Origin of the sequence: Streptomyces capitiformicae (genome assembly GCF_002214185.1) — a bacterium.
Lineage (GTDB): Bacteria > Actinomycetota > Actinomycetes > Streptomycetales > Streptomycetaceae > Streptomyces > Streptomyces capitiformicae.
In genome coordinates this window covers 7,779,183-7,804,560 of record NZ_CP022161.1, presented here as the reverse complement: position 1 = coordinate 7,804,560, position 25,378 = coordinate 7,779,183, and the positions used below count along the sequence as shown (strand labels likewise).

The 25,378-nt window shown below is 69.9% G+C and carries 17 protein-coding genes; 5 read left to right on the top strand and 12 right to left on the bottom strand.

Going from position 1 to position 25,378, the window contains the following annotated elements:
• Positions 1-28 precede the first annotated feature (28 nt).
• Positions 29-643, top strand: coding sequence for a TetR/AcrR family transcriptional regulator (locus tag CES90_RS34950; protein WP_189787451.1), 615 nt, complete (start codon positions 29-31; stop codon positions 641-643).
• Positions 644-905: 262 nt separating this feature from the next.
• Here the strand turns inward: CES90_RS34950 and CES90_RS34945 are convergent, their stop codons facing one another.
• Together CES90_RS34945 and CES90_RS34940 are read right to left on the bottom strand one after the other, a co-directional pair.
• Positions 906-1,313, bottom strand: a complete 408-nt coding sequence (locus CES90_RS34945; RefSeq protein WP_189787450.1) for a hypothetical protein — start codon at positions 1,311-1,313, stop codon at positions 906-908.
• Positions 1,314-1,946: 633 nt separating this feature from the next.
• On the bottom strand, positions 1,947-5,897 hold the full coding sequence (locus CES90_RS34940; RefSeq protein WP_208921480.1) for a type I polyketide synthase: 3,951 nt from the start codon (positions 5,895-5,897) through the stop codon (positions 1,947-1,949).
• Positions 5,898-6,203: 306 nt separating this feature from the next.
• Between CES90_RS34940 and CES90_RS34935 the strand changes: the two genes are divergently transcribed.
• Positions 6,204-6,566 carry a hypothetical protein gene (locus tag CES90_RS34935; RefSeq protein WP_189785740.1) on the top strand — a complete coding sequence of 121 codons (363 nt, stop codon included), beginning with the start codon at positions 6,204-6,206 and terminating at the stop codon, positions 6,564-6,566.
• Between the two features lie 115 nt (positions 6,567-6,681).
• Here the strand turns inward: CES90_RS34935 and CES90_RS34930 are convergent, their stop codons facing one another.
• From CES90_RS34930 to CES90_RS34895, 8 genes are all read right to left on the bottom strand, one after another.
• Entirely contained in the window at positions 6,682-7,257 is a 576-nt protein-coding gene (locus tag CES90_RS34930) for a helix-turn-helix transcriptional regulator (protein WP_189785739.1), read from the bottom strand.
• A gap of 977 nt (positions 7,258-8,234) precedes the next feature.
• A complete protein-coding gene (locus CES90_RS34925; RefSeq protein ID WP_189785738.1) occupies positions 8,235-10,784 on the bottom strand; it encodes a GmrSD restriction endonuclease domain-containing protein in 2,550 nt (849 codons plus the stop codon).
• 691 nt (positions 10,785-11,475) lie between these two features.
• Positions 11,476-12,336 (bottom strand): 3-hydroxybutyryl-CoA dehydrogenase, encoded by an 861-nt coding sequence (locus tag CES90_RS34920; protein WP_189785737.1) that lies wholly within the window; start codon positions 12,334-12,336, stop codon positions 11,476-11,478.
• Between the two features lie 47 nt (positions 12,337-12,383).
• Entirely contained in the window at positions 12,384-15,611 is a 3,228-nt protein-coding gene (gene icmF, locus CES90_RS34915; protein WP_189785736.1) for a fused isobutyryl-CoA mutase/GTPase IcmF, read from the bottom strand.
• An 82-nt stretch (positions 15,612-15,693) separates the two neighbouring features.
• Entirely contained in the window at positions 15,694-16,662 is a 969-nt protein-coding gene (locus CES90_RS34910; protein WP_189785735.1) for a PDR/VanB family oxidoreductase, read from the bottom strand.
• A gap of 19 nt (positions 16,663-16,681) precedes the next feature.
• Positions 16,682-17,872 carry an acetyl-CoA C-acyltransferase gene (locus CES90_RS34905; protein ID WP_189785734.1) on the bottom strand — a complete coding sequence of 397 codons (1,191 nt, stop codon included), beginning with the start codon at positions 17,870-17,872 and terminating at the stop codon, positions 16,682-16,684.
• A 29-nt stretch (positions 17,873-17,901) separates the two neighbouring features.
• Positions 17,902-18,507, bottom strand: coding sequence for a histidine phosphatase family protein (locus CES90_RS34900; protein WP_189785733.1), 606 nt, complete (start codon positions 18,505-18,507; stop codon positions 17,902-17,904).
• A gap of 63 nt (positions 18,508-18,570) precedes the next feature.
• Positions 18,571-20,109: an AMP-binding protein gene (locus CES90_RS34895; RefSeq protein ID WP_189785732.1), complete on the bottom strand. Its 1,539-nt coding sequence runs from the start codon at positions 20,107-20,109 to the stop codon at positions 18,571-18,573.
• Positions 20,110-20,304: 195 nt separating this feature from the next.
• Between CES90_RS34895 and CES90_RS34890 the strand changes: the two genes are divergently transcribed.
• The 3 genes from CES90_RS34890 (at position 20,305) to CES90_RS34880 (ending at position 23,184) form a co-directional block, all read left to right on the top strand.
• Positions 20,305-21,546, top strand: coding sequence for an acyl-CoA dehydrogenase family protein (locus CES90_RS34890; protein WP_189785731.1), 1,242 nt, complete (start codon positions 20,305-20,307; stop codon positions 21,544-21,546).
• 72 nt (positions 21,547-21,618) lie between these two features.
• On the top strand, positions 21,619-22,383 hold the full coding sequence (locus CES90_RS34885) for an SDR family NAD(P)-dependent oxidoreductase (protein WP_189785730.1): 765 nt from the start codon (positions 21,619-21,621) through the stop codon (positions 22,381-22,383).
• Between the two features lie 3 nt (positions 22,384-22,386).
• Positions 22,387-23,184 carry a ThuA domain-containing protein gene (locus CES90_RS34880; RefSeq protein ID WP_189785729.1) on the top strand — a complete coding sequence of 266 codons (798 nt, stop codon included), beginning with the start codon at positions 22,387-22,389 and terminating at the stop codon, positions 23,182-23,184.
• Between the two features lie 36 nt (positions 23,185-23,220).
• Here the strand turns inward: CES90_RS34880 and CES90_RS34875 are convergent, their stop codons facing one another.
• Together CES90_RS34875 and CES90_RS34870 are read right to left on the bottom strand one after the other, a co-directional pair.
• Positions 23,221-24,264, bottom strand: a complete 1,044-nt coding sequence (locus tag CES90_RS34875) for an NAD(P)-dependent alcohol dehydrogenase (protein WP_189785728.1) — start codon at positions 24,262-24,264, stop codon at positions 23,221-23,223.
• Positions 24,261-25,361: an ABC transporter permease gene (locus CES90_RS34870; protein WP_189785727.1), complete on the bottom strand. Its 1,101-nt coding sequence runs from the start codon at positions 25,359-25,361 to the stop codon at positions 24,261-24,263. The genes CES90_RS34875 and CES90_RS34870 overlap by 4 nt, the downstream gene beginning before the upstream one ends.
• Positions 25,362-25,378: the final 17 nt, after the last annotated feature.

Below are 25,378 nucleotides of genomic sequence, written 5' to 3'. Positions count from 1 at the left end.
CACCACCCCACCCGGCACCCTGACCCTCATGGCCGGAGTCAAAGGACAGGTACAGAAGCGGGGCGTGGAACGCCGACGCGCGATGGTGGACGCGGCAATCAGCCTCTTCTCCCAGCAGGGCGTACGAGGCACCGGCGTCGCCGCGATCGCCGAGCAGGCCGGCGTCACCCCATCCGCCCTCATCCACCACTTCGGCAGCAAGGACGGCCTGGTCCAGGCGGTCCTGGAGGAGGCCGACCGCCGGGCCCTGGCCCGCCTGTCGGCCACCCCATCCTCGGAACCCACCCTCGCCGAGGCCTTCGACTGGTTCGTGCGGGACGCCGAGCACACGGCAGCCGCCGAACGCGAACTGACTGCCCTGCACACCACCTTGACGGCCGAGAACCTGACGCCGGGCACCGCCCTGCACACCTGGTTCCGCGACCGGGGCCGAGCCCTCCGCACCCAGCTGACGGCCCTCTTCACCCGCGCGGCGACCGACGGCTCGGCCCGCATCGACCTCGACCCGCCCCTCCTGGCCATCGAGGTCGCCGCCTTCCTGGAGGGCGCCCACCTCCTCTGGCTCCTGGACCCCGACCAGGTGGACCTGCCCGCCGTACACCGCGGCTACTTCGAGGGCCTGGCCTCCCGCCTCCGGCCCTGACACACGCCGAATGACTGGACTTGGGGAACGGCCCCACGATCAGGATCGAATGTGCGGAAGGCGACCATCACGACACGACCGTCTTCACCGAGGACACTCCGGCTCGTGCGCGACAGCGATCCTTCCCTTGCACCTGATTCTTTTGCACCGGCTCTACTGACGGCCGAGGGGCCTCGCCGGACTCTGATCCGGTGAGGCCCCTCTGTCACCACTGAAGCACTGCGGACGGGGGTGGAGGGCAGGCCGCCCAGCCCCTTCTCATCTATTCGATCCGAGCACGTACGAGGGAGTCGATAGCCCTGGACAGGGCCTTCTTCAGCCTCTCTCGCTCGTCGCATACCTGGTCGACCTTTCTACCGGCCGCCTGGTAGGCGGTTTCGAACGCGATCCACGCCTCGTAGGCCACAAGCAGCGCCTCGGAAGAGGGCCGGCCTCGCTCGAATCGCTGCCGAAAGCCCAGGGGCGGCTCATGACTCCCGATCCACAGTTCGAGCCGGGCATGTTCGGCCATGTATTGCGCGGCGAGTTCGACCACGTCGTTACCGACGATGTTGCTGCCGATCACCCGCACACCGAGATTGAGCGCAGGCGATGCCGTCGGAGCGCGCAGTTGCTCAGGCACGTCGCTGGAGGCTTGCAGACCCCGCAGCCACTCCCAGTCGCCCGCCATCACAACCTCCTTCGCTCGAAGCTTGTTTCGAGGAGCCAGCTTGCGATTCCATCGAGTTCGAGACCGGCATTTCATAGCCCCCCGGCCTTGAGGATCTTCGCACAGAAGGTCATACAGTTGTTCGTGTTGTTGTCGTGCGGTCCCAGGTTGCTGTCATCCAGGAAATACTCCTGCGCCTGCTGTGCTCGCCTCGCGTTCGGCAGAGGCACTCGAATGACGTCAGCGCCAGGAGAATGAGCAGCCTCCCGCGAGGCGACGATGGAGTCCTCACCCACTCGGGAACCCGCCTCGGTGTGAATCGTTCTGCCGTTGTACGTCAAAGGACCGGGGTTGCGCAGCACCCCGCGCCTCGCCGAAGGGGAGGGTGCGGCGCTACGTGATGGCCGAGGCCGCCGACGGCGATCTCCGCGGTGCCGTTCTGGCCGCCGACCAACTCCTGCCTGCAGCGCGACGACGGCGACGATCCGCCGCTGTGCGGAGCCACCGTTCACTGATGTTGCCGTCAAACAGCGCTGAAGCCCCACCAGTCACGGTGGGGCTTCAGGTTTGCTGCCCCGATTGAATGAACCCGGGCGGTGGCGTGAACGGCAGCCTTACACCTCTCCTATTCCTCTCGAAATTTGGAGAGCCGCATCACCGCCACCTCGCTCCATACGGTCGAACCCTCCGCCTCGAATTCCTCCAAGAGGGCCTGCCGAATTTTATTGATCCGAAACGGTAGGTGTTCCGGGTCGTTGATCCCTGTGTGAGTGAACTGGTGGGGGACGCACGGCAGTTGTCGCCGAGCAGCACACCCACACCCTCGCCCCAGCCCGTACCGTCGGCGCCCGCCGCGAACGGCTTGCAGCGGCCGTCCGGCGCGAGCCCTCGCTGCCTGCTGAACTCCACGAAGATGCCCGGCTCCGCCATGACGGTCGCCCCACCCGCGAACGCGAACGAACACTCCCCTCGCCGCAGCGCCTGGACGGCAAGGTGCAGTGCGACCAACGACGACGAGCACGCCGTGTCCACGGTCAGCGCCTGCCCGCGCAGGCCGAGGGTGTAGGCGATACGCCCACTGGCCACGCTGCACGAGGTTCCGGTCAACAGATAGCCGTCGACGGCCTCAGGGGCCTCGTGCAACGCGGGCCCGTACTCCTGCTGCATGAGCCCGACGAACACCGCACCATCGCCATCGCGCAGCGTCTCCGCATCGATACCGGCCCGCTCCAGCGCCTCCCATGACGTCTCCAACAGCAGCCGCTGCTGTGGATCCATGGCGACAGCCTCACGCGGCGAGATCCCGAAGAAGCCGGCGTCGAACTCACCCGCGTCATACAGGAACGAGCCGCCACGCGCATACGTCGTCCCGTGATTCCCGGGGTCGGGGTGGTACAGGCCCTCCAGGTCCCAGCCCCGGTCTGCCGGAAAGTGGGAGATCGTGTCACTGCCGCTGGAGAGCAGCGCCCACAACTCCTCCGGCGTGCGGATGCCCCCCGGCAGCCGACAGCCCATGGCCACGACAGCGATGGGTTCCTCGTCGGCGGCAGAACGCCGACCCGTGGGCGTCCCACGGTCCTCCCCGGCGTCGCCACCGAGCAGACCACGTATATGACGGGCCAGCGCCTGTGGCGTCGGATGGTCGAAGAGGACGGAAGCGGGCAAGGGCAGCCCGGTGTCGGCGACCACCCTGTTGCGCAGCTCGACGGAGGTCGCCGAATCGAATCCCAAGGACTTGAACGTGAGCGTCACATCGACCTCGGTAGCGGATGCATGACCAAGGACGACGGCGGCATGCCCCCGTACCCGCTGAAGCACATCGCCGTACCGAACCGACACCTCTTCGGCCACCCCCGCGGGCGTTTCCACCGAGGTGACACGACGCGACGCCACGCCGTCGAACCAGTAGCGACGGCGTTGGAACGCATACGTGGGCAGAGCGACCGGACGAGCCTGCTGCCCGGCGAGGACTGCGGTCCAGTCGACGGGGATGCCGTGTACCCAGGCTTCGGCGAGTGAGGTGAGGAAGCGGTCGGCGTCACCGTCGTTGCGACGCAGGCTGCCTACGACGATGGCGTCGTCGGTGGCTTCCTGTACGGCCATGCCGAGTACGGGGTGGGAGCTGACCTCGATGAAGGCGGTGTAGCCCTGCTCGGCAAGCGCGTCGATGGTGTCGGCGAAGCGGACCTGTTGGCGGAGGTTGCGGTACCAGTAGCCGGCGTCCAGTCCGGCGGTGTCGATGATCTCCGCGTCGGTGGTGGAGAAGAACGGCACCTCGCCGGTGCGGGGCTCGACGGGGTCGAGGACGTCGGCCAGCTCTGCCTCGATTTCCTCGACGTGCCAGGTGTGCGAGGCGTAGTCGACGGGGATGCGGCGTGCGCGGATCTCTTCGGTCTCGCAGTGGGCCATGAGTTCGTCGAGGGCGTCCGCGTTCCCGGCCACCACGACGGAGCCGGGGCCGTTTTCGGCGGCGATGTCGATCCGGCCGGTCCAGCCGGCCAGGAGTTCCTCAACCTGCGGACGGGACTGGGCAAGAGACACCATGCCACCACGCCCGGCGATGGCGCGGATCGCTTTCGACCGCAGCGCCACGACCCGGGCGCCGTCCTCCAGTGACAGGCCCCCGGCGACCACAGCCGCCGCGATCTCTCCCTGGGAGTGGCCGATGACAGCCGAGGGTTCGACCCCGGATGCACGCCACAGTGCGGCGAGGGACACCATCACAGCCCATGTCACGGGTTGGACGACATCCACATCGGTCAACTCGGCACCGGAGCGGACGATGTCGGTCAGCGACCAGTCCACGAACGGTGCGAGCGCGTCCTCACACGCCTGCATGGAGGCGGCGAACACGGGCGAGGCATCCATCAACTCCCGCCCCATGCCAGCCCATTGAGCCCCCTGCCCCGGGAACACGAACACCACCCGGTCGGCGTCACCCGCCACCGCACCACGCACCACACCGGCAGGAGCAACGCCGCCGGAAGCCAACGCCCCGAGTCCATCGACGAGTTCATCGCGCCGTGTACCCAGGACGACGGCCCGCTGCTCGAATGCCGTACGAGTCGCCGCCAGCGACCACGCCACATCCACCGGCCGCACGTCATCCCCGGCCGACTCCACGAACGAGGCCAACCGCCCGGCCTGCCCGGCCAGCCCGTCCGCACCTCGCCCGGACACCACCCACGGCAGCACACCCCCCTCGGCGAACACCGAAGAACCAGCCAGGCTTTCCCCACCGGACCTGGCCGCGACCTCGGTTCCGCTCCCCGGCGGCCCCTGCAAGACCACATGCGCATTGGTCCCGCCCATCCCGAACGAACTCACCCCGGCCATGCGTGGGGCATCCGACCGGGTCCGGGGCCAAGCCCCGAGAGCCGTCTGCACCCGCAGTCCGAGGGCGTCGAGAGGAATCCCGGGATGGGGGATCTCGTGATTGAGGCTGGCCGGAAGTTCACCGTGCTCAAGCGCGAGGACCGTTTTGAGTAACCCGGCGATGCCCGCCGCACCCTCCAGATGACCGATGTTGGTCTTCACCGAGCCGACGCGAAGGGGCTCGTCGGCGGGCCGTCCGGAGCCCAGGACGGCCCCCAGGGCGGCGGCCTCGACGGGGTCCCCGACAGGCGTTCCGGTGCCATGGAGTTCGACGTACTGGAGGTCGTGCGCGGCGGCCCCGGCATTGCGCAGGGCACGGCGTACGACTTCTTCCTGGGCGCCCCGGTCGGGGGCCGTGAGGGTGTCGCCGCCGCCGTCGTTGTTGACGGCGCTGCCACGGATGACGGCCCGCACGGGGTCGCCGTCGGCGAGTGCCCGGTCGAGTCGCTTCAGTACGACGAGGCCACCGCCCTCGCCCCGGACGAAGCCGTTGGCGCGGGCGTCGAACGTGTAGCAGCGCCCATCGGGCGAGAGCGCCCCGAAACGCTGGAGGTACAGGTCGCCGTCGGGTGTGAGCCGCAGGTTGACGCCGCCCGCGAGGGCGATGTCGCTGTCGCCGGCGCGCAGGCTCTCGCAGGCGAGGTGGAGAGCGACGAGGGACGAGGACTGCGCCGAGTCGAGGGTGAGGCTGGGGCCGCGCAGGCCGAGGAGGTAGGAGAGGCGGTTGGCGATCAGGGCGCGGTGGGCGCCGGTGAAGGTGTGGGGCGTGATGTGATCGTCGCCGAGCCGGTGGAACAGCGTGGCGTAGTCGTCGTGGGCGGCCCCGATGAACACGCCGGTACTCGTGCCGTCGAGCGTGTCAGGAACGATGCGGGAGTCCTCCAGGGCCTCCCAGGCGAGTTCGAGAACGAGCCGCTGCTGGGGATCCATGAGGTCGGCCTCCCGAGGGGAGACCCCGAAGAAGCCGGCGTCGAAGCGGTCGACGTCGTCGAGGAACCCACCCCAGCGCGGCACCTCTTCGGCGGTCGAACCATCGGCATCTGCATCGGTGCCGAAGGGCTGCAGCCGGTCGGCGGGAGTCGGCCGCACCGCGCTGTCCCCGGCCCGCAGCAGCCGCCACAGGGCCTCGGGGTTCGGGGCGCCGGGCAGCCGACAGGCCAGGCCGATGACGGCGATGGCGTGCCCGGGCACGGCGTCGAGCCCGTACGGTGTGCCTTCTGACTCGCTCATACCACTCCACCAGCTTGTTCCGGCCCAGCCCACTGGGACCACAGACATCGGGACATCGGGTACCGCACATGCACGGCGGCGGACGGCCGCCGGCTCCTCACGCTAGGGGCGCGGGTACTAGGGCAGCCCCTAGACTCCGCCCGGCCCCATGCACTTCACAGGTTCGGCTCGCCGCTCGTTTTGGGAAACGACCAGACATCGCGCCGAGGAAGAAGCAGGTATTGCGCGCACCCGGGTCTTCCTCCTCAATAGGCCTCCGACCCGTCCGAAGCGGCGGGAGTGGCATGCCCGGAGACGGAGGTACGCATGATGCGCGCGGAACTCGCAGAACTGGTGGAAATTCGAGGCGCTTTGACGAAACTACGCGGCGCCCTGGACGCGCTGCGACTCGTCCAGGGCGATTCTCCGTACGTCCGCAGGTTGGCGAACGATCTGGACCGTTTTCAGCTGGACCTGGAGGACGACGCGGAATCTCAGGGAAGCCTGGCCTCGATGGCTGCCTCGGTGGCCACGATGACGTCGATGGCCGTGGCGAACATCGGCCGCGATGCCGCCCGCGATGTCGCCCGCGATGCCGCCCGCGATGTCGTCCTGATAAAGGAGGCGTCCGACCACGACGCGCCCTGGCACGACGCGGACGACGAGGGGATCGGCGGCCACCGGCGCTGAGCGGAGACCGGGCCGTGCGGCGGCCGCCGGGACTGTCGACCCCGACAGCCGGGCGGTCGCTTGTCGTCGGTTATTTCGGTTACTTCGGCTACTTCGGCTACTTCGCTTACTTCGCTTACTTCACGAAGTCGGGCAGCGCGCGGGGCGGCCAGCTGCCGACGGTGAAGACGCCCATGGAGTAGGCGCGGGAGACCAGCGCGGCCCGGTTGGGCGCCTTGAAGCGGCGTAGCATCAGACCCACGTGGTACTCGACTCCCTGGCGGCTCAGGTACAGCCGCGAGGCCATCTGGATGGTCGAGGCGCCGGTGGCGACCCCCTCCAGGATGCGGGCGTCGAGAGCCGTCAGCAGGGGCGCCGGCTCCGGAGCCGGGGCCGCCTCGGACAGGTCGTCGTCGGGGGTCATCAGGACGACGACACCCGAGATCGTGTCCCCCTCTCCCCGAACGGCTATGCCGGTTAGCTCCGTTGAGAAGACCCGGTCATGGCCGCGTTTCGCGACCACTCGCTCCACGAATCGGCTGCCATGGCCGTCCGAGAGATGACTGAAATGCTTGGGCAGGATGTTGCGGGCGCTCGGGTGCAGCACGTCGTAGATGCTCTGCCCGCAGATTTCCCGTGAGGGACGCGCGACATGGCGGAAGAAGTCGGCGTTTGCTGCTTCGATGTTGAGCTCGGCGTCAAGGCTCGCCATACAGGTGACAAGGTGTGGCCCGTTTGCCCGGCGATTTCGGCGAACGGTGTTTCGCATGGATGACGGAAGGCCGCCGGCCATTGTCGTTCGGTCGGTGTTCTGGAGCATGAAAACCTCTCCCAGGCGTCGGCTGAACGATAAATCCGCAGCGGAATCGGCGCTGCTGCAAACCAAGGGGAAGAATCGAATGCGCTATTTCCGCGCCGCTGCCGGTGACATTAGGGTCGGCTGACTTCACGAGTCAACGATTCACCTGACCCGCACCGGAAATACTGCGGTGCCCCCGCGCGCCCGGTTCGGTCATCGCGCGTAGCGGGGGTTCGGTACGGAGGTTCGGTACGGTGCCCGGCGTACGGGCCACGCAGCGCATCCGTACACTTCACGCACTGTAATATATCGATCCAGTAACAATGCCTACACGTCTATGGACCATCTTCCGTTCCTGACGTAGGCGTCCGGAAGGCCAGGCGTCCAGCCCACCCGCAGCGAGCAGTTCGGCCACGTCACTCACCAATCCCCTGCCTGCGCCATCGGCATTGCCGAGTTGCGCCTCGAATGCCCTGAGGCCGCGAAAGACCTCGGCGTACGCGGCCTGTTCCGCCAAAGGGAGTTGGAGTACCTGCAGACGCCGGATGTCGACCCGCGACGAACTGGAGGCGGGGTGCCTGCCTGACGTCCGTTGGAGGGCGCGCGTGCAGACAGCCGGCGAGGAAGTGGGCGTCGAGCTTCGCCGGGTCCACCCGCAGGGCGTAGAGCTGAGGCCCCAGGGCTGTCGGAGGACCTTCGTACAGCCATGCCTTGAACGCGCGCACGACACCGGCGACCACGACGTCGCCCTTCTCGGCGATCGCGGACGCCGATTCGGTGGCGACGAGCCCGCTGGGAGTGTCGTCCGTCAGCAGATCGGCGACGGTGAGGAGAGGCACGCTTCGCTCACCAATCGTTCCTTTGCCTGAGATTGCTCGGCCTGGGGGAGTTCAGTCCCTGCGCGCCAAGTCCAGCGCCGCCGTCGTGACGAACCAGTCGAGCACGCCACAGATTTCGTCACCGTGCTCCGCGAACACCCGTACCGGGAAGGAAGGACGAAGTTCCAGCTTCGCCTCGGGCAGATCGATCCCCTCGATCTTGTTGAGGCGGTTCAGGAGCTCGCGGCGCTGTTCCGTGTCGTCGAAGGGGGCGCGGTCCTTGAGGTACTGGAAGACGACCTCGACCGTGCCGCTCACCGGGTAGATCGCCACCGGCCAGATCAGATGGGGCCGGCGACTGGTCCCGGAGTCCAGCATCGGGAAACAGCTCGTCTCCTCGTACCGGCCGTAGGTGACGTAACCACCCTGAAGGCGCCAGAAGTCGAGCGCTGCCAGAACACCGGCGGACGTGTTCGGCCAGTTCTCCTGCAACTGCGCCCGGAACCGCTCGGCCGCTGCCGCGTCCTCCCCGTCGGGGAGCGGGTCGTGCGAGACGGGCTGTGTGACGTCCTTGCCCAGCAAAGTGGCCAGCTCCGCGGCGGTCAGACGCTGCGAACCGTGAGCCCGGCCCGACGGGTCGAACCGCACCCCTTCGCTCTCCAGCAGCTCCTGCGGCGGCTGCCGGTCACTGCCCTCCGCCCAGCGGAACGCCGGGGAGATCTTGCCCTCCGCGGTGAGGACCCGGTACGCCCCGATGACCGTCGCGTTGGAGCCCAGGTACGCGCCGACCGGCACCGGGTGGCTGCCGATGAGCTCGGCGACATCGCCGTACGTCGTCCATGTGCCGCTCGGCATGGCCACCAGGGCCGCCCGCAGCTCAGCCCACCCCGGCCACTCCTCGCCGGCCGGCTTGACGCCGCCGATGGGGCCGGGCCAGAGCGTCACCGCCCGCTCCGTCAGACGGTCGGCGCGGGCCAGGATCTCGGCCTTGCCCCAGCGCTGCGCCGAGGCGATCTCCTGGTTCATGCGCAGGGCGCTCGAGTCGAGGATCTGCTGCTTGCGCTCGAACGGGCTGTTGGACAGCTTCGCGTTGTCCCCGGTGAGGGTCAGGTTGCCGAGCGTGTGCACCAGCAGGTCGTGCAGCTCCTGCGGAGTCTGGTTCGGCTCGGTCTCGTCGGCGAGCAGGTCGAACCACGCGGGGGCCGGTCGCTGCGGGAGAACGTGTTCCACGCTGAGGGACGCCTTGACGAAGTCGACGGGCTCGCTGGAACCGTAGCTCTCCTCCAGACGGCGCAGGATGTAACTGCGTTGCGGGGGACGGCCACTCCAGTAGAACGGCTTGCTGTGGATCGCCTCGCGCAGCTCCTCGTCGCTCGGCCAGCGGCGGCGCCGGCCGGACAGGAACCGCCGGACCGCCTCCGCCGCGGGCCGGTCGGTCTCCAGCTCCTTCGGTGCTTCCATGAAGATGCGGTTCAGGTTGCTGGTCGGTGTCTGGCAGATCAGACGCCGCACCAGGTAGGACTCGACGTACAGCAGGGCCTCCGCCGCGTCGTCGGGCGTGGTGCTTCCCGCGTCCACGAGGTCCAGCAAGTGCAGCGCGAGCGGATAGTGGGTCTGACCACCCCAGGCTGCCAGTCTCTCCAGCACCGCACGGAGTGCGGACGACGTCTCTCGCTGAGGATCGATGATGCGCAGCAATCGCCGTCCGCGCTCGGTGAGTTGCGCGATCTCTCGATGCAACGAGTCCTCGTCGCCGGCCAGCGGCTGGAGCCGCTTCTGCTGCTCCCGGTAGATCTCGCTCTGCTTGGTCTTGTAGTGGCCGCGCACCACCAGGTCGAGCCAGACGAGGAGTTCGAGGTTCTTGGGGCCGAGGCTCTGCTGCATGGGCAGCCACAGCTCCTGGTAGACCCGCTCACCCCGCTTGGGCAGCAGCATGAACACGTAGTTGCGCAGCAGGTCGCTCTGACTCAGCCCGACGCCCGTGTTGTTGATCGACTCGAAGATCCGGTACACGTTGTCACCGGGCTCCGCGGTGATCTCCACGATCGACAGCAGATCCTTGAGGACGGTCTCGACCGTCGCGATCCACCGATCGTCGGAGGTGGCCTCCTGCCCTTCCGCGAGCGCGCCGAGGAAGAACCGGTACGCGGCACCGATGTTGTCGCTGCCGCCTGCCTCCGCCCGCGACTGGACGCACGCCGTGTACGCCTCGCGGTCCGCCTGCGTCGGCAGCAGCCGGTAGTGGTCGAGGCCCTCGTGGAATTCGTTCACGAGTATCTGCCGGTGCACCCTGTCCACACCCCGCGGGTCACCGGTCTTCGCGAGATGGTCGCGCAACGCGGTGAACGCCAGCATCAGCGTGGTCAGCCGCTGTTGGCCGTCCACGACCAGCCACCGCTGCACACCGCCGGCCTGTATCTGGCCGGGAGCGAGCACCACGGAACCCAGGAAGTGCGGGGCGGCGGCCTCTCCCGACAGGTGCTGGTCGACGAGTTCGCCGACATCCTCCCAGAGCCGCTGCAGCTGCTCCCTGCCCCAACTGTACGTCCGCTGATACAGGGGGACTTGAAACTGCTTGTCCCCCTGGACGAGTTTGAGGAAGGTGATTTCCTGCGCGCGCATGCGCTTCCTTTCCCTGCCGGACGGGCGGGGCGTGACCCATTGTCCGGCGCCTTCGGGCCCCTGGTGACGGCGGTGACTCAATCTACAGTGAACTCAGCCAACGGTGCTGAGTTCATTGGCCTTACGGCTGCTGGGGGTACCCCGATCGCGCGGCTCGGCAGCGCGGAGAGCTTCGAGGACGCGATCGTCGAGGGACTCGGACACCTGACCCGAGTGTTCGGCACCGTACCCCTGACTCCTGAGGTCGGCCGCGAACGGCTGGCGGCCCTGCAGGAGCAGTGGACGGCTCTCGGGAACGCCACCCAGAGCTGGAGCCGAGGCCAACCAGCCTCAGGGGTGCGACCGCGATGCGCGGTCGCACCCCTGCGAGAGCAGACGCCACAGGCGGCTATGGGGCGTGGGGCCGGGGATGGCCAGGTTGGTGAGGAAGGCGAACGCGATGCCGGACTCCGGGTGGCGAAGGCCAGGTGTCCGCCGAGGCTGGTCGGCGTCGCGGATGCGTGGACGTCGGGGTGCTGGGTGCGGCGCTGGGCGACCTCGGGGACGATGCCGATGCCGCGATGGGCGTGGGCGGATCGGTCAAGAGCGCGGTCCTGTGCGTCCACTTCAGCCCCTGCGGCCTCCTCGGCGGCCCACGTCATCGCCGACGGTACCCGCGGAGCAGGTCCTCACGGTAACCGGAAGGCCTTGTTCAGGCGTCGTACGTGTGGAAACCGCGGCCGCTCTTGCGGCCGAGGTGGCCTGCGGCGACCATACGGCGTAGGAGGGCGGGGGGCGCGTACAGCGGCTCCTTGAACTCCTCGTACATCGACTCCGCCACGGCCTGGGCGGTGTCGAGGCCGATGAGGTCGAGGAGCCGCAAGGGCCCCATGGGGTGGGCGCATCCGAGTTCCATGCCCCGATCGATGTCTTCCGGCTGCGCGGAGCCCGACTCCACCATCCGTACCGCGCTGAGCAGGTAGGGCACCAGGAGGGCGTTGACGACGAAGCCGGAGCGGTCGGGCGCCTGGATGGCCTGTTTGCCCAACTGCTCGGCCAGGTCGCGGGTGCGCTGCAGGGTGTCCGCGCCGGTGATGAGAGCGGGTATGAGCTCGACCAACCGCTGCACGGGCACAGGGTTGAAGAAGTGCATGCCGATGACCTGCGCGGGCCGCTCGGTGACCACGGCGAGATCGACGACGGGGATCGAGGAGGTGTTGGTGGCCAAGACTGCCGCAGGGTCCTCGACTGCCTTGTCCAGGGTGCGCAGGACATCGGCCTTGATGTCGCGGTTCTCGGCGACGGCCTCGATGACGAACTGACGGTCGGCCATGTCGCTGAGGTCATGGGTGAAGGAAAGCCTGGTGAGGGCCTGGTCTCGCTGCTCCTCGCTGAGCTTCCCGCCCCGTACGCCTCGGTCCAGGGAGGTGGTGAGTCGGCGGCGGCCTGCCTCGAGCGCGTCCGGCGTGGCCTCGGCCACACGGACGTCGATGCCGCTGAGGGCGGCGACTTCGGCGATGCCGGAGCCCATGAGGCCGCATCCGACGACGCCGAGCCGGGTTACGGGATCCATCTGAGGTCCTCTCTGATGAGTCGCTGCGTGGGGTGTGCGGGGCTGGGTCAGACGTTGCGGCGGTACTGGCCGCCGACCTCGAAGAAGGCCTCGGTGATCTGCTGAAGTGAGCAGACGCGGGCGGCGTCCATGAGGACGGCGAAGACGTTGTCCCCGCTGACCGCCGCCTCCTTGAGGGTGGTCAGGGCGGCGTGGGCGCGCTCTTGGTGGCGGGCCTGGAAGTCCCGGACGCGCTCCAGCTGGGACTGCTTCTCGTCCTCGGTGGCGCGGGCGAGTTCGAGGACGGCGGGCACGGCGGTGTCGGCGTGCGGGTCGCGGAAGGTGTTGACGCCGATGAGGGGCAGGGTGCCGTCGTGCTTGCGCTGCTCGTAGAGCATCGACTCGTCCTGGATGCGGCCGCGCTGGTAGCCGGTCTCCATGGCGCCGAGCACACCACCGCGTTCGCTGATCCGCTCGAACTCGGTGAGGACGGCCTCCTCAACGAGGTCGGTGAGCTCGTCGATGATGAACGAGCCCTGGAGGGGGTTCTCGTTCATCGCCAGGCCCCACTCGCGGTTGATGATGAGCTGGATGGCCAAGGCGCGGCGCACAGAGTCTTCGGTGGGGGTGGTCACCGCCTCGTCGTAGGCGTTGGTGTGCAGGCTGTTGCAGTTGTCGTAGATCGCGATGAGCGCCTGGAGCGTGGTGCGGATGTCGTTGAAGTCCATCTCCTGGGCGTGCAGGGACCGGCCCGAGGTCTGGACGTGGTACTTCAGTTTCTGGGAGCGGTCGTTCGCGCCGTACTTCTCCTTCATCGCCACCGCCCAGATCCGGCGGGCGACCCGGCCGAGCACCGAGTACTCGGGGTCCATGCCGTTGGAGAAGAAGAACGACAGGTTGGGGGCGAAGTCGTCGATGTGCATGCCCCGGGCGAGGTAGGCCTCGACATAGGTGAAGCCGTTGGCCAGGGTGAAGGCGAGCTGGCTGATGGGGTTCGCGCCGGCCTCGGCGATGTGGTAGCCGGAGATGGACACCGAGTAGAAGTTGCGGACCTGGTGGGCGATGAACCACTCCTGGATGTCGGCCATCATCCGCAGGGAGAACTCGGTGGAGAACAGGCAGGTGTTCTGGCCCTGGTCCTCCTTGAGGATGTCGGCCTGCACCGTGCCGCGCACCTGCGCCAGCGCGTGGGCGCGCAGCTGAGCCGCCTCCTCGGGGGAGGGGTCGCGGCCCTCGGTGGCGCGGAACTTCTCGGTCTGCTGGTCGATCGCGGTGTGGAGGAAGAACGCCAGGAGGGTCGGCGCGGGCCCGTTGATGGTCATGGAGACCGAGGTCGTCGGCGCGACGAGGTCGAAGCCGTCGTAGAGCGCCTTCATGTCCTCCAAGGTGGCCACCGAGACACCGGAGGTGCCGACCTTGCCGTAGATGTCGGGGCGTTCGTCGGGGTCGCGGCCGTAGAGGGTGACGGAGTCGAAGGCGGTGGACAGCCGGGTGGCCGGCTGGCCCTCGGAGAGCATCTTGAAGCGGCGGTTGGTGCGGAACGGGTCGCCCTCGCCGGCGAACATCCGCGCCGGGTCCTCGCCGTCGCGCTTGAAGGGGAACACCCCGGCCGTGAAGGGGAAACGGCCGGGCAGGTTCTCGGCGCGCCAGAAGCGCACCAGTTCGCCGTGGTCGGTGAAGCGGGGCAGGGCGACTCGGGGGATCTTGTTGCCGGACAGGGACTCGCGGGTGAGCTTGGTGCGGATCTCCTTGTCGCGGATCGTCACGACCTGCTCGTCGCCGGAGTAGGAGGCGATGACAGCGGGCCAGTTGTCGATCTGCTCCCTGACGTCGAGCGGGAGCCGCTTGTGGGCGTCATCGAGCAGCGCCTGAACGTTCCCGGCGTCGGAGCCCGCCTCGACGAGCTCGCCCTTGACCGCCTCCAGGCGCTGCACCCGCCGGGCCGCCTCGGCCAGCCGCCCGGTTTCCGCGTGGTACGTACGGACGGAGTCGGTGATCTCGGCGAGGTAGCGCACCCGGTCCGCGGGAACCACCTGCCGGATGCCTGAGGAGTGGCGCACGTCGACCGGTACCAGCGCGCCCTCGGACAGCGACAGCCCTTTCTCGGCCAGGCCGGTCCGCAGGTGCTGATAGAGCGCGGTCACGCCGTCGTCGTTGAAGGTCGCCGCCGAGGTGCCGTACACCGGCATGTCCTCGGGCCGCATGTCGAACGCCTCGCGGTTGCGGATCAGTTGGCGGCCCACGTCGCGCAGCGCGTCCTTGGCGCCGCGCCGCTCGAACTTGTTGATCGCCACGACATCGGCGAAGTCGAGCATGTCGATCTTCTCCAGCTGCGAGGCGGCGCCGAACTCCGGCGTCATCACGTACAGCGAGGTGTCGACGAACGGCACGATCGCCGCGTCGCCCTGGCCGATGCCCGGCGTCTCGACGATCACCAGGTCGAACCCGGCGGCCTTCACGACGTCGATCACATCGGACAGGTGCTGGGGCAGCTCATGGCTGCCGCGGGTGGCCAGGCTCCGGAAGAACACCCGGTCCCCGTCCAGGGAGTTCATCCGGATCCGGTCACCGAGCAGGGCGCCGCCGCCTCGGCGGCGCGTCGGGTCGACCGCGATCACCGCGATCCGCAGCTTGTCCTGCTGGTCGACACGGAAGCGGCGCACCAGTTCGTCGGTCAGCGAGGACTTGCCCGAGCCGCCGGTGCCGGTGATGCCGAGCACCGGTACGACCCGGGCCGCGGCGGCACGCAGCCGCTCCAGGAAGCCCGTGGGCAGCTTGCCGAGTTCGGCGCCGGTGATGGCGCGGGCGACCGCGAACCGGTCACCGGCGAGCACGGCGGCCGCATCGGTCGGCCTGCCGTCCCAGAGGTCGAAGTCGCAGTCCCGCACGACCGAGTTGACCATCCCGGCGAGGCCCATCCGCTGCCCGTCCTCCGGGGAGAAGATGGTCACCCCGCTCCCACGCAACCGGGCGATCTCGTCGGGCACGATGACGCCGCCTCCGCCGCCCACCACCCGGATGTGCCCCGCTCCCCGTGAGCGCAGCGACTCGACCAGGTACTCGAAGTACTCGACGTGCCCGCCCTGGTAGGAGGAGACCGCCACGCCGTGTGCGTCCTCCTCCAGCGCCGCGTCCACGATCTCCCGCACCGACCGGTTGTGTCCGAGGTGGATCACCTCGGCGCCCTGGGACTGGAAGATGCGCCGCATGATGTTGATCGAGGCGTCGTGCCCGTCGAACAGAGCCGAAGCGGTGACCAGGCGGACGGGGTGCACGGGTCGATGCAGATCGCTCATGAGGGCCTTCCCGGGCAGGGCGGGGTGGTGCGGGACGATGAAATACTAGGACGTCCTAGTAAATCCCTGGGGGTGATCGCCGTCACAGGTCGAGGACCAGGCGGGGTCCGCACGAGCGGGAGACGCAGATGAGCATGGTGTCGCCGGCGGCCCGCTCGTCCTCGGTCAGCAGCGAATCGCGGTGGTCGGGCCTGCCGTCGAGTACGTCGGTCTCGCAGGTGCCGCACGTGCCTTCCCGGCAGGAGAAGTCGACCGTGACGCCGGCCGCCTCCACGGTTTCGAGCACCGAACGGTCCGGGGGCACGGTGAGGGTGAGCCCGGAACGGGCGAGCTCCAGTTCGAAGGCCCCGGTCGGGCCGGGTTCGGCCGTCCGCGTCGGGGCGAACCGTTCGACGCCCAGGGTGCCGGGCGGCCAGCCCGCGCAGTGCTCCTGCACCGCCTGCAGCAGGGGTTCGGGACCGCAGGCGTGCACCAGGGTGTTCTCTTCGGGCTCGCCGAGGTGGGCGGCGAGGTCCAGTAGGCCGTACTCGTCCTGCGGGCGGATGAGCACACGGTCACCGTGCGGGGCGAGGCGGTCCAGGAACGCCATGGAGGCGCGGGTGCGGCCGCCGTACAGCAGACGCCAGTCGGCCCCAGCGGCCTCGGCGGCCTCGACCATGGGAAGGATGGGCGTGATACCGACACCGCCGGCGATGAACAGATGGCGCGCGGCGGGCCGCAGCGGGAAGTTGTTCCGCGGTCCGCGGACTCGCACGGTGGCGCCTTCGCGCAGGTGGTCGTGGATGTACGCGGAGCCGCCGCGGCCCCCTGGCTCGCGCAGCACGGCGATCTGCCAGGCCCCGCGTTCGGCCGGGTGTCCGCACAGGGAGTACTGACGGATCAGATCGCCGTCGTCGCTGTCCAGGAGTACGTCGATGTGGGCGCCCGGCGTCCAGGAGGGGAGCGGACCGCCGTCAGGGCGGCGAAGGGTGAGGGAGGCCACGCCGTCGGCGGCGAGGACGCGGGCGGTCACCGTGAGGGCTGTCGGGGCCGGGGGCAGTCGGTCGTTCATGGTGGTTCAGCTCCGCATCTCAGGCCTGCGTCGGTACATGCAGCAACAGCGCGTCGCCCTGGCCGCCGCCCCCGCACAGCGCCGCCGCTCCGCTGCCGCCTCCGCGCCGCCGCAGTTCCGCCGCGAGAGTCAGCACCAGCCGGGCTCCGGTCATGCCGACCGGGTGGCCGAGCGCGATCGCCCCGCCGTTGACGTTCACCTTGTCCAGCGGGATGTCCAGCTCCCGCACGGAAGCCAGGGCCACTCCCGCGAACGCCTCGTTGATCTCGAACAGGTCGAGGTCGGCGGCCTTCAGCCGGCCGTCCCGGGACAGGGCGTCGCGAACCGCGCCGGCCGGCTGCACGAGGAGCGAGGGATCGGGTCCCGCGACCGTGCCGTAGGCGCCGATCTCGGCGAGCGGCGTCAGGCCCTCCCGCCGGGCGCGCTCCGCGCTCATCACCACGACGGCCGCGGCGCCGTCGGAGAGTTGTGACGAGTTGCCCGCGGTGATGGTGCCCTCGCCGGAGAAGGCCGGCTTCAGGCGCCCAAGGCCCTCGGTGGTGCTTCCCGGCCGTACGCCCTCGTCGGCCTCCACCACCGTCCCGCCCCGGCGTCCGGCCACGGTGACGGGGGTGATCTCCTCGGACAACGCGCCCGACTCCTGGGCGTGGGCGGCCCTTTGATGGGACCGCGCGCTGTACTCGTCCTGTTCCTCACGGGTCAGGGCGAACGGCTGCTGGTACCGCTCGGTGGCGGCGCCCATGGAGACGCCGTCGAAGGCACAGACGAGGGCGTCGCGGTCGAGGGCGTCCTCCGCGGCGGCCGAACCGTACTTCCAGCCGGTGCGAGCCGTACGCAGCAGATGCGGGGCGCCCGACATGGACTCCATGCCACCGGCGACGACCACCTCGTGACGGCCGGAGGCGATCATGAGGTCGGCCAGGGCGATGGCATGCAGACCGGACAGACAGAGCTTGTTGACGGTGCTCGCGGGGACGGAGAACGGAACGCCGGCGAGGGTCGCGGCCTGCCGGGCCGAGTTGGGGCCGGCCCCGGCCTGCACGACATGTCCCATGACGACGGCCTGCACGGCGGCCGGGTCCAGGTGGACGGCGGACAGGGCCGCGCCGATGGCGTGGGCGCCGAGGTCGACCGCGGACAGGGTGCTCAGGGCGCCCATCAGCTTGCCGATGGGCGTCCTGGCTCCGGCGACGATGACGGATCCGGGCATGACCGGGACCTCCTGGGTGTGGGGCGGGGTCAGGCGACCGCGTCGACGGCACGTTCGGCGATCATGTGGGCCATCTCGTTCACCGAGTGCGGAACGATCCGGCCGCCGGGCATGCGCCGCACCCGGCTGACGGACGTGTAGCCGGGGTGGAACCAGAACATCGTGGGCAGTTGGAGCACCGTCGCCAGGTAGGTGTTGGTGATGCCGCCGTGGCACACGGCCGCGACCCGCTCGCCGGGGTGAGCGTCCAGCATGGTGTCCATCGCGCGCACCGCCCGGTCCCGGAAGGCGTCCCAGTCCAGATCGGGCACGAAGTCCTCGTACCGTCCCTCGGAGAGCGCAACGGACCGGGGGTCGTCCGCGTTGATCTGCTCCGGTGGCGTGTAGGGGTGCGAGACGTCGGTGTCCCACTCGCGCAGGTCGTCCAGCACGGTGGCGGTCATGCCGGTGAGCCGTTCCAGGGGCGCCGCCGTCTCCCGCGCCCGCTGGAACGGGCTGGTGTACAGGGCGTCGATGTCCTCGTGCACGAGCCAGGCGGCGAGGCGTTCGGCCTGCGCGGTGCCCTCCGGCGACAACCCGGGGTCGTACACGCCCGCCTGGGGGAGGCCGTGCCGGATGAGGAGCAGTTCGGTCATGGGTGGTCCTTCGGTCCTTTGTGCTGGGGTGTGTTGCGGCAGGCGGGGCTTTCGCGACACGCCCTAGCCGGCGATGGTGCGCTCGGAGCGCCAGTAGGGGCGGCGCATCGCGCGTTTGTCGAGCTTGCCCATGGCGTTGCGTACGAGCTCCGGGACGAACTCGTACGACTTGGGGCACTTGTAGGCGGCCAGCCGCTCGCGGCAGAACCGGTCCAGCTCATCGGCAGGCGGCTCGTCCGCGGCGGGCACGACCAGCGCCCGCAGGGATTCACCGAAGTCCGGGTCGGGCACGCCGATGACCGCGACCTCGGCTACCGCCGGGTGCCGCCGCAGTACGGCCTCACTCTCCGCCGGGTAGAGGTTGACCCCGCCGGAGACCACGACGTCCGCGGCCCGGTCGGTGATGAAGATGTAGCCGTCTGCGTCGACATAGCCGATGTCGCCGAGCGTGAAGACGCCGGGGGAGAGATAGGCGGCCTTGGTCTTGTCCGGGTCCGCGTGGTACCGGACGCCCTGGTCGTCGGGCGCCCGGAAGGCCAGCAGCCCACGTTCGCCGGACGGCAGCCGCCGGCCGTCCTCATCGGTGACCAGCACCTCGAACGGGGGCCGGACGCGCCCGACAGACCCGGGGTGCGCCAGCCACTCGGCGCTGCTGATGCGGGCCACGGTTCCCGCCTCGCTGGCGCCGTACGACTCGGTCAGCACCGGACCGAACCAGTCGATCATGGCTCGCTTCACGTCCGGTGGACACGCGGAGCCGGTGTGGGAGACCTGCCGAAGGCTGGAGACGTCGTACCGGGCGCGGACCTCTTCCGGAAGGGCGAGCAGCCGTTGGAAGTGGGTGGGCACCATCACCGCCGAGGCGACCTGCCACTTTCGCACACTGTAGAGGAACGTCTCCGCGTCGAATCTCCCGAGGACGACCACCGGCTGACCGGCCGTCAGGTGCCGTAGCGAGGTCAGCGGCGCGTTGTGCTGCAGGGGGCCGCACACCAGGTGCGGGCCCGGAGGGAAACCGGGCCGGGCGGACATCGCGGCGAGATAGGCGGAGGCATCGGCGACCGGGCCGCTCACCCAGCGCACCTCGGTGCCGCGCGCCCGTCCGGTGGTTCCCGAGGTGTAGACGAGCGGAGGCCGGGCGGGCCGGTCCGTGGGGAGGACGCGTCCGGCCGGTGCGGCCGCCAGCCACAGATCCCAGTCGAAGGCGTGCCCGATCGCCGCGGTCCCGTGCATCACCAGCGGCAGGCCCAGTTCCCGGGCCGCGTCGAGGGCGGCACCCGCGCCGACGGGTCCGGTGACGATCCCGGTCACGCCCGCGTCGATGATCTGGTCGACGAGTTCCCCCGAGGTGAGGTTCCGGGACGTGGCCACGGTCCCGACCCCCGCCCGCAGGCCGGCCAGATGGGTCACCAGGGTCGGGATCGCGTTGTCGCCGAGGACGGCGACCCGGTCGTCGGGGCCGGGCGCCAACTCCAGCAGCCGTGCCGCCGCCCGTGCGACCTGGTCGACGAGTCCGGACCAGGACAGCACGGCCAGGTCGTCCGCCAGGGCGGGTTCGTCGGGTGTCTCCTGGGCACGACGGTCGAGTGGCAGCAGCGACATGGCTCCTCCGGCGGCTCCTCGGTCCTCTCCCGATTCGAGGGGAGAGGGGATGCGGAGACTGTAGCGTTTATCAAGAAAGTACGGAACACTCTGATCCCAGAAGGAGCCATTCCCCCATGCTCCAGCAGTGAGGGGGACGTACGTCCCACTCCCCGTTACTGAATCTGCCGTCTGGTAAGTGTCCGAGGAGGAGCCATGTCCCAGCCCGATCCGGACGCATGGCGCACGCAGGTTCGGCAGTGGCTGGCCACTGTGCTCGAACCGGCGCGGGCGCCGGAGTCCGCCCAAGAGGCCGCCGACCTCGCCGTGTTCCACAACCTCCCGGAGGACGAGGAACGCCTGCTGCTGGAGCGCTGCCGTCGCTACCAGCGGGCCCGCTTCGACGCCGGCTACCAGGCGCTGACCCTTTCCGCGGACAAGGGCGGCGCGGGCCTGACCACCGCCCACGCGGCGGCCTTCGCCCAGGAGGAGTCCGCCTTCGAGGTGCCACCGTCCACCGAGCTGATCAGCGTCACCGTGCGGCTGGTCGCGATGGCCGTCTCCCTGTTCGGGACGGCCGAGCAGCGCCATGACTACGCACGCGCGTTCCTGCGCACCGACCTGCTGGCCTGCCAGCTCTTCAGCGAGCCCGGTGCCGGATCCGACCTCGCGGCCGTGCGCACCCGCGCCCGGCAGGAGGACGGGGGAGAGTGGGTCATCGACGGCCAGAAGGTGTGGACTTCGGGCGCCCAGTTCGCCGACTACGGTCTGCTGCTCGCCCGCACCGACCCGGACGTCGTCAAACAGGCCGGCATCACCGCCTTCCTGGTCCCGATGGACGCCCCCGGCGTGGAGGTGCGCCCCATCCGCCAGATGAGCGGCGGCGCCTCCTTCAATGAGGTCTTCCTGAGCGGCGTACGCGTCCCGGACCGGCTCCGGATCGGGCGCCCGGGCCAGGGCTGGGAGGTCGCCACCACCACCCTCGCCTTCGAGCGGACCGCCTCCGGCAGCGGCAACCGCCGCAAGGGCGGCACCTTCTCGGACGTTCTCGCCCTCGCCCGCTCCCTCGGACGGACCGGAGACCCGCTGGTCCGTCAGCGTCTCGCCGACCTGTACGTACGTGCCGCCCTGCGAGCGGCCACCGTCGACCGCGTCGCCAGGACGAGCGCCGCCGGCGGCCGGCCGGGCCCGGAGGCGTCGTTGACCAAACTCATGGCCTCCGACCTGCTCACCCGCACGGGACAGGCAGCTGCAGAGCTGATGGGAGCGCGGATCAGCGCCGACACCGGGGAACCGGGCACCTTCGCCTGGACACAGCACCTCCTCGGCGCCCCCGGCTACCGGCTGGCCGGAGGCACCGATCAGATCCAGCGCAACCTGATCGGCGAGCGGGTGCTGAAGCTGCCGCCGGAGCCGCGGGCGGACCGGGCGCCGTTCTCGCAGCTGCCCGGTAACTGAAGGGCTTCTCCCGGCAGTTGAGTGACCGGGACCGTTTCGGCCATCACGGGCCATCACAAAGGAGTGACATCGATGGATCTGGGACTGACAGGCGCGAAGGCGCTGGTGACAGGGGCGAGTCGGGGCATCGGCCGGGCGATCGCCGCCACCCTGGCGGCCGAGGGCTGCGCGCTGGCGCTGTGCGCCCGGGGCGAGGAGCAACTCGCCAAGGCCGCCGCCGAGCTGCGCGGCGAGGGTGCCACGGTGTTCGCGGAGCCCGTCGACGTCACCGACCCGGCCGCCCTCGCACGCTTCGTGGAGCGGTCGGCCGGTGAACTCGGCGGCCTTGACCTGCTGGTGTCCAACGTGTCGGCGGGCAACGTGAAGGGCCCCGAGTCATGGGAAGCCAGCCTGCGCGGCGACCTGATCCCGTTCGCGGGACTCGTCGAGGCGGCCCTGCCGCACCTGGAGGCCTCCGACCGGGCCGCCGTCGTGGCCATCGGCACCACCAACGCCTCCGACACCGCGCGTCCGGCCGGAGCGAACTCCTACTCCGCGCTCAAGGCGGCCGTCGTCCAGCACGCCTCGGCCCTCGCGCACGCCCTCGCGCCGAAGGGCATCCGCGTCAACACCGTCTCGCCCGGCCCGATCGACTTCCCCGGCGGCGCCTGGGAGACCATCCGCACCAGCCGCCCCGAGGTGTACGAGGAGGTCCTCGCCAAGCTGCCGATCGGCCGCTACGGCACCGCGGAGGACGTGGCCGCGGCAGTGGCGTTCCTGCTCGGGCGGACCGGCTCCTTCTGCGTCGGGGTCAATCTCGTGGTGGACGGCGGGCTGCTCACCCGCGTCCAGTACTGAGCCGTGGCGGGCCCGGCCGGCCGCCTGGACGCCGTACTGGTCTGCGGTGGCCGGTGGCACGACTTCGACCACGCGCGGCTGCGGCTGCTGGAACTGCTCGGTGAGCATCCACGGGTACGCACGACGGCGTATCAGGACTACGACTGCCTGGCCGCCCTCGACAAGGCCGACCTGCTGGTCACCTACACCTGCGACGTCCGGCCCCGCCCGGCGCAGCGGGCCGCACTGGCGCGGTTCGTCGAGCGGGGCGGGCGCTGGCTCGCCCTGCACGGCACCAACGCGGTGATCGAGCCGTCGACCAGCGGCGGGCCGCGGGTGTTCACGACTCCACGGCTCCTCGGGGAACTGGCGGAGGTGCTCGGCAGCCAGTTCCTGGCCCACCCGCCGATCGAGCCGTACGAGGTGCGGGTGACCCGGCCCGACCATCCGCTGGTCGCCGGGATCGGCCCGTTCACGGTCACCGACGAGCTGTACGTGTGCGAGCTGCACGGGGAGCTGGACGTACTGCTGCACACCGAGTACACGGGGCCGTGCCGCGGTTTCGCCGAGGGCGACACGGCGGCGCTCGACCACGCGCCCCGACCGGTGCTGTATCTCAAACGGCACGGCCTCGGCGAGGTCTGCTACTTCACCCTCGGCCACTGCCGGGGCCGCTACGACATGCAGGACCTGGGCGTGGACGACACCGGGCGCGTGGACGTGGGGCCGTGGCGGACACCGGAGTTCCTGACGGTGCTCCGGCGTTGTGTGGAGCGGATGGTGGGTGCGCGAAGCCCCGACGAAGAGCGGGCCGGCGCCTGAGCGAGGCTCGGGCGCCGGCCCTGCGGGAATCGCGGCTCAGGCGTGCGGCAGCACCACCGCGCGGCCGCTGATCTCCCCGGCGTGCAGACGCTCGTACGCCTCGGGCGCCTGCTCCAGCGTGAAGGTCTTGACGTGGGCGGACACGAGACCCCGCCGCGCGAGTTCGAGGACTTCCATGAGCTCCGTGCGGCTGCCCCAGTAAGGGAAGGAGGCCGATACCTCGAACGGCAGCCCGCCCCCGAAGCCGACGGCCAGCGTCCCTCCGCCGAGGCCGACGACGGTGACGTCGCCCTCCACCGCCACCGACGCGGCGGCGACTGCCAGGGTCGTCTCGGCTCCGACGAAGTCCAGGACGACCTCCGCTCCCGTACCACCGGTGAGTTCCTTCAGCCGTGCGGCCGCCTCGCCGTCGGACAGGAGCACCTCGTGGGCGCCGACCTCGCGTGCCAGCTCCAGCTTGTCCTTGCCCACGTCGAGGGCGACCACCCGGGCCGGGGTCAGCGCGCGCAACAGCTGCACGGCGAGATGCCCCAGACCGCCGACGCCGATCACCACCGCCGTGCTGCCGGGCAGCAGCTTCGGCAGCGATCTGCGGATCGCGTGATACGGGGTCAGCCCTGCGTCGGTGAGAGGCGCGGCCTGGACGGGGTCGACTCCGCTGAGCGGAACCAGGTGGCGGGGCGAGTCCACCAGCATGTACTCCGCCAGGGCACCGGGCGAGCCGAGTCCCGGCGGCAGGATGCCGAGCCCGGCGGCGTGCGGACAGCAGTTCTCCTTGCCCTCGGCGCACTTGTGGCAGCGCCCGCAGCCCCATGGCCCGTACACCGCCGCCGCCTCGCCCTCCACCACGGCGGTGACACCGGCGCCCACCGCCGCGACCGTCCCGACACCCTCGTGACCGAGTGTCATCGGCAGCGCGTAGGGGAACTGTTCCTCGGGCCAGCCCATCACCGCCAGATCGGAGTGGCAGAGTCCCGCCGCCGTCACCTTCAGCAGCACCTGGCCCGGGCCGGGTTCCGGCACCGGGATCTCCACGACCTCGGGGGCGTGCCCGACCCGCCGGTACTGAATGGCCTTCATCCTCGGACCTCCTTGCTGGTGGTTGTCTTCGGACGGGTTCCCGTCCGGCGGCGCAGAACGGCGGGCAGGGCGATCCGGCCACCCGTGAGGACCAGCGCCACGATGAGGACCGAGCCGGTGAACAGGCTCGCGGCCCACTGCGCGCTGGTGGCGAGCCCGAGTCCGGTGATGCCCGTGCCGAGCAGGAGTACGGCGAGTACCGTTCCCCAGGCGTTGAAGCGGCCCGCGCGCAACTGGGTTGCCCCGACGAAGGCGGCGGCGTAGGCCGACAGCAGATACGGGGTGCCCGCGGTCGGCGATCCGGAGCCCACCGAGGACGCGAAGACGACGCCGGCGAGACCGGAGAGCAGCGCCGAGGCCACCAGGGTCAGAAAGCGCAGCCGGTCGGTGCGCACGCCCTGCAGCCGGGCCGCGTCGGCGTTGAAGCCGGTGGCGTACAACCGGCGCCCGGTCGCGGTGTGTTCCAGCACGAACCAGATGGCGAGGGCGGCGAGCAGCAGATACAGCACCGGCAGGGTGATGCCGCCCGCGTCCAGCTGGGCGATGTTCGCGAACGGCTCGGCCAGCAACTGCACTCCGGTGATGGAGCTGTCGTTGGTGACCATGGTGATCAGGGACTGGATCAGCGCTCCGGTGGCCAGGGTGGCGATGAACGAGTCGACGCGCAGGACCACCACGACGATTCCGTTGACGACCCCGATCAGCAGCGCCGCGGTCATCGCCAGGGCGATGGCCGCGCCGGGCCCGAGTCCGGCGGAGACCATGAAGTGGGCGGTCAGCACGCTGGTGAGCGACATGGTGTAGGCGATCGAGAGGTCGAAGACACGCGCGGCCAGCGGCGGGACGACGCTGAGTGCCACCAGGCCTGCCACGGCGTTGCCGTTCAGTACCTGCTTGACCGTGACGGCGGTCGGGAACGTGTCCGGCGCCCAGACGGAGAAGAGCACGACGATGACCAGCCACACGTACACGGCGCCGATGTTCCGGAACGACAGGGCCGCCGTCGCCCGTCGGACCGGTGTCCCGGGCAGGGACACCGCGGATCTCTCCGGTGCGGACGGCGGAAGTTCCCCCGCCCGGGTCGAGGTGGACGTCATGTCGCTCGGTCCCTTCC

Bases quoted from the DNA above. Each gene is read 5' to 3' on its own strand.
- CES90_RS34950 (WP_189787451.1), top strand. From the start codon at position 29: ATGGCCGGAGTCAAAGGACAGGTACAGAAGCGGGGCGTGGAACGCCGA.
- CES90_RS34945 (WP_189787450.1), bottom strand. From the start codon at position 1,313: ATGGCGGGCGACTGGGAGTGGCTGCGGGGTCTGCAAGCCTCCAGCGAC.
- CES90_RS34940 (WP_208921480.1), bottom strand. From the start codon at position 5,897: ATGAGCGAGTCAGAAGGCACACCGTACGGGCTCGACGCCGTGCCCGGG.
- CES90_RS34935 (WP_189785740.1), top strand. From the start codon at position 6,204: ATGATGCGCGCGGAACTCGCAGAACTGGTGGAAATTCGAGGCGCTTTG.
- CES90_RS34930 (WP_189785739.1), bottom strand. From the start codon at position 7,257: ATGGCGAGCCTTGACGCCGAGCTCAACATCGAAGCAGCAAACGCCGAC.
- CES90_RS34925 (WP_189785738.1), bottom strand. From the start codon at position 10,784: ATGCGCGCGCAGGAAATCACCTTCCTCAAACTCGTCCAGGGGGACAAG.
- CES90_RS34920 (WP_189785737.1), bottom strand. From the start codon at position 12,336: ATGGATCCCGTAACCCGGCTCGGCGTCGTCGGATGCGGCCTCATGGGC.
- icmF (WP_189785736.1), bottom strand. From the start codon at position 15,611: ATGAGCGATCTGCATCGACCCGTGCACCCCGTCCGCCTGGTCACCGCT.
- CES90_RS34910 (WP_189785735.1), bottom strand. From the start codon at position 16,662: ATGAACGACCGACTGCCCCCGGCCCCGACAGCCCTCACGGTGACCGCC.
- CES90_RS34905 (WP_189785734.1), bottom strand. From the start codon at position 17,872: ATGCCCGGATCCGTCATCGTCGCCGGAGCCAGGACGCCCATCGGCAAG.
- CES90_RS34900 (WP_189785733.1), bottom strand. From the start codon at position 18,507: ATGACCGAACTGCTCCTCATCCGGCACGGCCTCCCCCAGGCGGGCGTG.
- CES90_RS34895 (WP_189785732.1), bottom strand. From the start codon at position 20,109: ATGTCGCTGCTGCCACTCGACCGTCGTGCCCAGGAGACACCCGACGAA.
- CES90_RS34890 (WP_189785731.1), top strand. From the start codon at position 20,305: ATGTCCCAGCCCGATCCGGACGCATGGCGCACGCAGGTTCGGCAGTGG.
- CES90_RS34885 (WP_189785730.1), top strand. From the start codon at position 21,619: ATGGATCTGGGACTGACAGGCGCGAAGGCGCTGGTGACAGGGGCGAGT.
- CES90_RS34875 (WP_189785728.1), bottom strand. From the start codon at position 24,264: ATGAAGGCCATTCAGTACCGGCGGGTCGGGCACGCCCCCGAGGTCGTG.
- CES90_RS34870 (WP_189785727.1), bottom strand. From the start codon at position 25,361: ATGACGTCCACCTCGACCCGGGCGGGGGAACTTCCGCCGTCCGCACCG.